6 protein-coding genes are annotated in these 7,189 nt (G+C 62.3%); all 6 read left to right on the top strand.

Annotated features, from left to right (window positions below; genetic code table 11):
• Nucleotides 1-842: EF-P beta-lysylation protein EpmB (epmB, locus tag WB402_RS05210; protein WP_424205857.1), on the top strand; the 842-nt coding region annotated here is incomplete at its 5' end.
• Nucleotides 843-1,133: 291 nt separating this feature from the next.
• Nucleotides 1,134-2,306, top strand: coding sequence for a TRAP transporter substrate-binding protein (locus WB402_RS05205; protein WP_424205856.1), 1,173 nt, complete (start codon nt 1,134-1,136; stop codon nt 2,304-2,306).
• A gap of 134 nt (nt 2,307-2,440) precedes the next feature.
• Entirely contained in the window at nt 2,441-3,064 is a 624-nt protein-coding gene (locus tag WB402_RS05200) for a TRAP transporter small permease subunit (RefSeq protein ID WP_424205855.1), read from the top strand.
• Between the two features lie 2 nt (nt 3,065-3,066).
• A complete protein-coding gene (locus WB402_RS05195) occupies nt 3,067-5,070 on the top strand; it encodes a TRAP transporter large permease (protein ID WP_424205858.1) in 2,004 nt (667 codons plus the stop codon).
• A 14-nt stretch (nt 5,071-5,084) separates the two neighbouring features.
• Complete coding sequence (locus tag WB402_RS05190; RefSeq protein ID WP_424205854.1) at nt 5,085-6,053, top strand: 2-hydroxyacid dehydrogenase; 969 nt, start codon at nt 5,085-5,087, stop codon at nt 6,051-6,053.
• A partial coding sequence (locus WB402_RS05185; protein WP_424205853.1) for an amidase occupies nt 6,054-7,189 on the top strand: 1,136 nt, incomplete at its 3' end.

The following is a 7,189-nucleotide window of genomic DNA, read 5'->3' as shown; positions in this document are numbered from 1 at the left end:
GGTTCGTGGCGCGCATGCGACCCAGCGACCCGCGCGACCCCTTGCTGCGCCAGGTATTGCCGCTGGCCGAGGAATGCCTCGCGGTCGAGGGTTTCGGCGCCGATCCGGTCGGCGATCTTTCCGCCATGGTCGTCCCCGGCGTGCTGCACAAATATCACGGACGCGTGCTGCTGACGGCCACCGGCGCTTGCGCCGTGCATTGTCGCTATTGTTTCCGCCGTCATTTTCCCTACGCTGACGCCAACCCTACCATCGATCAGTGGCGCCAGGCATTGGACTACATCGCCGGCGATGAGTCGATCACCGAGGTCATCCTGAGCGGCGGCGATCCGCTCAGCATGTCCGATCGCCGTCTCGCCGACCTGGCGCGGCGTCTGGACGCGATCCCGCATCTCCGGCGTCTGCGTCTGCACACCCGCGTGCCTATTGTGTTGCCCGAGCGCGTGAACGATGAGCTCCGCGACTGGCTCGGAGCGACGCGGCTCAAGACGGCGGTGGTCGTGCACGCGAATCATGCCAATGAAATTGATGCTTCGGTGATAACGGCGCTGGCGGGCCTCAAGACGTCCGGCGCGGAGCTGCTCAATCAGTCCGTGTTGTTGCGCGGTGTCAATGACAGTACCGAAGCGCTGATGGCGCTGAGTGAAAAATTGTTCGCGGCGGGAGTTTTGCCTTATTACCTGCACATGCTCGACAAGGCCCAGGGTGCGGCGCACTTCGAGGTGGAGGAGGCCGCCGCTCGGCGCCTGATGGCGGAGCTTAACCGGCAATTGCCCGGCTATCTGGTACCGCGCCTGGTGCGTGAAATTCCCGACGCGCCGGGAAAGCTGTGGCTGACTTGAGCGGACGGATGGATACGTTTCCCGCGGATTGCGCATTGTGAAAATTAAACTAAACCTGGTCAGGATTCCCGGCTGTTAGCGGCCGGCAACCCGTCTCCGGGTGCACCGCAATAAGGCCTTTTCCGGTTTTCAAATCATACACCCGCCGCCGCGATAAAGACGGTACCTCCCTCCGGAATAACATGGACCATTGCTGGATATGCCCCGCCACACGAGAGTAGACTAACACAGTGTTATTTGGATACCGGATGTCTTTACTTTTCACAGACAACTTGCAACAAGGAGGAAGCGATGAACAAGAAAACAAGCAAATCGAAATCCGCAAACCTGAAGAAATCCCGCTCGATGACGCGCCGGAAATTTCTGACGGCTACGGCGGCTTCCGTGGGCGGTGCGGCCGCGATCGGATTCCCGATGATCTCGCGCGCGGAGGTAACCTCGCTGCGGTTCCAGAGCACCTGGCCGTCGAAGGATATATTCCACGAGTACGCGCTCGACTACGCCAAGAAGGTGAACGACATGACCGGCGGCGAACTCAAGATCGAAGTGCTGCCGGCGGGCGCGGTGGTGCCACCCTTCGGCCTGCTCGACGCGGTGTCGAAGGGCACGCTCGACGGCGGCCACGGCGTGCTCGTGTATCACTACGGCAAGCAGAACGCGCTGGCGCTGTGGGGCTCGAGCCCCGCCTTTGGCATGGACGCCAACATGATGCTCTCCTGGCACAAGTACGGTGGCGGCAAGGAACTGCTCGAGAAGATCTACAAATCCATCGGTGCCAACGTCGTGTCCTTCCCGTATGGGCCGATGCCGACGCAACCGCTCGGCTGGTTCAAGAAACCGATCACCAAAGTGGCTGACTTCAAGGGCATCAAGTACCGCACCGTGGGCATCTCGATCGATCTGTTCACCGGCATGGGCGCGGCGGTGAATGCACTGCCCGGCGGCGAGATCGTGCCGGCGATGGACCGCGGGCTGCTCGACGCGGCCGAGTTCAACAACGCGAGTTCCGACCGCCTGCTCGGTTTCCCGGACGTGTCCAAGGTGTGCATGCTGCAGAGCTTCCACCAGAACGCGGAGCAGTTCGAGATCACGTTCAACAAGACCAAGTACGATGCGCTCCCGGAGAAGATAAGATCGATCATCGCCTACGCCACGGATGCCGCTTCCGCGGACATGGCGTGGAAAGCGATCGACCGCTACTCGACGGACTACATCGAGATGCAGACCAAGCAGGGCGTCAAGTTCTACAAGACCCCGGACTCGGTGCTGGAGAAGGAAATCGAAATATTCGACCAGGTCATGGCGAAGAAGTCGGCGGAAAATCCGCTGTTCAAGGAGGTTATCGATTCTCAGCGCAAGTACGCCGAGCGCGCGGTGCGCTGGGATCTCGATACCAACGTCAACCGGCGCATGGCCTATAACCATTACTTCGCGCCCAAGAAGGGTGCGCCGAAGAAGGCTTAAGGTTGCACTCCTGAGACACCATCCGGTAGCTCCGGATGGTGTTTTTTTTAGCGCCGCCAAGAACGGGGCGGGGGCGGCATGGCGGCATAATAATTGGTTCCCGGCCCATTGCCACATCATCGGGGTTTTCGGCCATGCAGAAACTGTTGCTCTTCGTTGACAAGGTCAGCACCTGGATCGGGCACGCGTTTTCCTGGTTCATCGTCGGCCTCACCTTGCTCATCTCCTGGGAAGTGTTCTCGCGCTACGTGTTCGACCATCCGCATGCGTGGGCCTTCGATGCCATGATCATGATGTACGGGACGCTGTTCATGATGTCCGGCGCCTACACGCTCGCGAAGAATGGCCACGTGCGCGGGGACGTGCTCTACGGCTTCTTCACACCGCGGGTGCAGGCAGGGCTCGATCTGACGCTGTACATTGTGTTTTTTATTCCGGGCGTGGTCGCGCTCGCCTGGGCGGGCTACAACTATGCCGCCGAGTCCTGGGCGATCAACGAGCATTCGAACATCACCTCCGAGGGGCCGCCGGTCTATCCATTCAAGACCATCATTCCGTTAGCCGGGATTTTCCTGCTGTTGCAGGGCATCGTCGAGATCATCCGCTGCATCATCTGCCTCAAGCAGGGCAAGTGGCCTTCGCGCGAGGAAGACGTCGAGGAAGTGGACGTCGACAAGCTGAAGGAGATGGTGCACGTCAAGGACGAGGACATCCAGAAGCTTGACTCTCTGATCACGCGCCGGGAGCCGGGCAAATGAGAATACGCAAGGAACTCTGGTTCGGCTTTTCGCTGATGGCGATCATCGTAACCTCCATACTTGTATTCATGCCCTGGGGCCACATCACCAATGGCCACCTGGGCCTGCTCATGCTGGCACTGATCGTGGTGGCGATCATGCTCGGCTTCCCGACCGCGTTCACGCTGATGGGCCTGGGCATGTTTTTCGCCTGGCTGGCCTACCGCAGCGTGAACCCGGATCTCGCCGTCCAGCAGGTCCTCGACCTGATGGTACAGCGCGGCGCCTTCGGCGTGATGTCGAACGACGTGCTGATCGCAGTCCCGCTGTTCGTGTTCATGGGCTATCTCGTCGAGCGTGCCAACCTGATCGACCGGCTGTTCAAAAGCCTGCATCTCGCCACCGCGGGGGTGCCGGGATCGCTCGCCGTGGCCACCATTATCACCTGCGCGATTTTCGCCACCGCGACCGGGATCGTCGGCGCGGTGGTGACGCTGATGGGCCTGCTCGCGTTTCCGGCGATGCTCAAGGCCGGATACAACGTCAAGGTGTCGGCCGGTGCGATCACCGCGGGCGGTTGCCTCGGCATCCTGATCCCGCCCTCGGTGTTGCTGATTGTTTATGGCGCCGTGGCGGGGGTGTCCGTGGTCCAGCTCTACGCTGGCGCCTTCTTCCCCGGCTTCATGCTCGCGGGGCTTTATCTGGGTTACATCATCGTGCTCGCGAAGTGGAAACCCGAACTCATGCCCCCGCTCCCCGAGAGCGAGCGGCACGTGGCGCTTCCGCCTTTGGCGCAGAGATTGGCGCCGCAGCATCGCAACGCGTTAGCCGGGCTGTGGCGCGCACTCACCGCAGGCTCTGGCGCCGCCGCCGCCGCGAAACACACCGTGCTCGTGCAGTTTTTTGTCGCGCTGCTCCCGGCACTGGTCATCATCGCCGCCCTGGGCATTACCTATCAGTCGACGACTGCGCCGGTCATCGAGGCCAGCACCGCCGGGCTGGTCGAGGCGGGCGGCCTGGTCGCGGCGCCCGTGGAGGAACAGGAACCGACGGGACTCATCGGCTCTCCGGATGCGGAAAACGCGGATTCCGGGGTCCAGGAACCTCCAACCGAAGGCGCGAAAGAAGTCGCTCCGCCAGCCGCTGCGGAGGCGGCGAAGCCCGAAGTCGCCGAAAAGCCGGCCGTCGCCGAACCCGAGCGGCTCCCGGTGCCGACGTGGTTCTGGATCGTATGCGGCGTCGCCATCGTCATGCTCGCTATCCGCTACTGGCGCTTGAGTTGGCAGCGGCTCGAGGTGTTCAAGATGATGCTCACCTCGTTCTTTCCGCTGGCCATCATGATCCTCGCGGTGCTCGGCTCGATCGTGTTCGGGCTGGCGACGCCCACCGAGGCGGCGGCGGTCGGCGCTTTCGGCGGATGCATTCTCGCGGTGGTCTACCGTTTCATCGCCCATTGGCAGGAGGCGGATCCGAAACGCCGGAATATCGGTGCCATGGTCTGGAGCACGATCAAGGAACTTGGGGTCATCGTCAGGGAATCCTCGTACCTCACTGCCAAGACGAGCGCGATGGTGTGCTGGCTGTTCGTCGGCTCCGCCATCTTCTCGGCGGCGTTCGCGCTGCTCGGCGGGCAGGAGATCATCGAGACGTGGGTGCTGTCGCTCAACATGACGCCAGTGCAGTTCATGATGCTTGCCCAGTTCATCATTTTCATCCTCGGCTGGCCGCTTGAGTGGACCGAGATCATCGTGATCTTCATGCCGATTTTTATTCCGCTGCTGAAGCATTTCAACATCGATCCGCTGTTCTTCGGGTTGCTGGTGGCGTTGAACCTGCAGACCGCATTCCTGTCGCCGCCGGTGGCGATGGCGGCGTTTTATCTCAAGGGCGTGTCGCCGTCGCACGTGACGCTCAACCAGATTTTCGCCGGCATGATGCCGTTCATGGCAATTCAGGTTTTCGCCATCTTCCTGTTGTATTGGTTCCCGGAGATAGGGCTCTGGTTGCCGTCAATTCTCTATAAGTAACATCGCTTCTGGCAATGCGACCAAAAGTGTTAGTGACTCGCGAGGTATTCGACGAAACACTCGAATATCTTGCGCGTTTCTTCGAAGTCGAATCGAATCAGTCCGATGCTCCGCTGACCCCGGCACAGCTGGCCGACCGTCTCGCGGACAAGGAGGGCGCGCTCACGACCCTGAGCGAGCGCGTCGACGCCGCGCTGCTGGCGCAATGTCCGACGCTCAAGGCGGTGTGCAACATCGCCGTCGGCTTCAATAATATCGATCTCAAGGCCTGCACCGAGCGCGGCGTCATGGCCACCAACACCCCCGGCGTGCTCGATGACTCTACCGCGGACTTTACTTGGGCGCTGATCCTCGCGACCGCGCGGCGCGTGACCGAATCCGAGGCCTGGTTGCGCGCCGGGCAGTGGAGCGGCTGGAAGCTGAAGCAGTTTCTCGGCACCGACGTGCACCACGCCACGCTCGGTATTCTCGGCCTGGGGCGCATCGGCCAGGCGGTGGCGCGCCGCGCCCGCGGCTTCGACATGACCGTGCTGTACCACAATACCCGCCGCCTGTCGGAGGAAGTTGAGAAAAGCTGCCACGCGGCGTATGTAAGCATGGATGAACTGCTCGCGCGCGCCGACATTCTCACACTGCACGTGCCGTATTCGCCGGCGACGCACCATATTATCGGCGCGGCGCAACTGGCCAAGATGAAGAACATGGCCATTCTTATTAATGCCGCGCGCGGCGGCGTGGTGGACGATCAGGACCTGATCGAGGCGTTACAGCAGGGGCGAATCGGCGGTGCCGGGCTGGACGTGTTCGAGAACGAGCCCAAGCTCGATCAGCGTTTCCTCGGTTTCAAGAACGTGGTGCTGACGCCGCACATCGCGAGTTCCTCCGAGACCACGCGCCGCAACATGGCGATGCTGGCGGCGGAGAATCTGGTGGCGGCGCTGACCACGGGCAAGCCGCCCAATTTACTGAATCCCCCCGCCTGAATGTCGGAAGCCCTGCATCATCTGGGGGTGAAGGATGCCCTGCTAGGCTTGCGTGAAGACCGTTTCACCAGCGAAGCGCTGGTGCGCGATTGTCTGACGCATATCACGCAACTCGATCCGACAATCGAAGCCTGGGTCTGGCTCAAATCCGAAGCGGCGCTGGAAACCGCGCGCGCGGCGGACCAGCATCGGCGCGAGGGCAAACAAGGTGCGTTGCTCGGGGTGCCGGTCGCCATCAAGGACATCGTCGACGTGCGTGGCGTGCCGACGCGCATGGGTTCGCCGGTTTTCGAGGATAATATTCCGTCGATATCCGCGCACGTCGTGCGCCGCTGGGAAGAAGCCGGCGCGGTATTGCTGGGCAAGACCGTGACCGCGGAACTGGCGTATTTCTCTCCGGGCAAGACGCGCAATCCGTGGAACCCGGCGCACACGCCGGGCGGTTCCTCGAGCGGTTCCGCCGCCGCGGTGGCGGCGCGATTCGTGCCGGCGGCGCTCGGCACGCAAACCAACGGTTCGGTCATCCGGCCCGCGGCGTTCTGCGGCGTCGTCGGATACAAGCCCAGCGCCGGACTCATCTCGCGTTCCGGCATACTCAAGTTCAGCCAGACGCTGGATCAGGTCGGCGTCTTCACGCGCGACGTCGCCGATGCGGCAGTCGTGGCCAGTGCCTTGATCGGCCGCACGCCGGACGATCCGGACAGCCTCTCCGACTTCGCGCTGGTGCCGCAGGACCTCAATCCCAAGCCCTTGTTTCAGCCGCCGCGGCTGGCGGCGGTGCGCTCGCCGGTGTGGCATCTCGCCGACGCCGATCAGCAGGAAAATTTTCTTCAGAGCATCGCCACGTTGCGCCGCGCCGGGACCGTGGTAGAAGCAGCGGTGCTGCCCGATGCGTTTCAACGGGCGCACGATGTGCACCGCACCATCATGCACTACGAAGGCGCGCGTACGTTCGCCGCGCTGCAGGGGCAACACCGGGATCGGTTGAGCGCCGAACTCAATCGTCTGATCGATGACGGCGCAAAGATTACCGAAGCCGCCTATTACGCCGCCCTTGAGAGTCGCACGCGCCTGCAGGGCGAATTGGGCGATTTCCTGCGGCGTTACGATGCCTTGCTGACGCTGCCCGCCCGCGG

The organism is Sulfuricaulis sp. (assembly GCF_049587675.1).
Taxonomy (GTDB): domain Bacteria; phylum Pseudomonadota; class Gammaproteobacteria; order Acidiferrobacterales; family Sulfurifustaceae; genus Sulfuricaulis.
The sequence above is the reverse complement of the archived record's forward strand: the minus strand, read 5'-3'. Positions and strand labels throughout refer to the sequence as shown.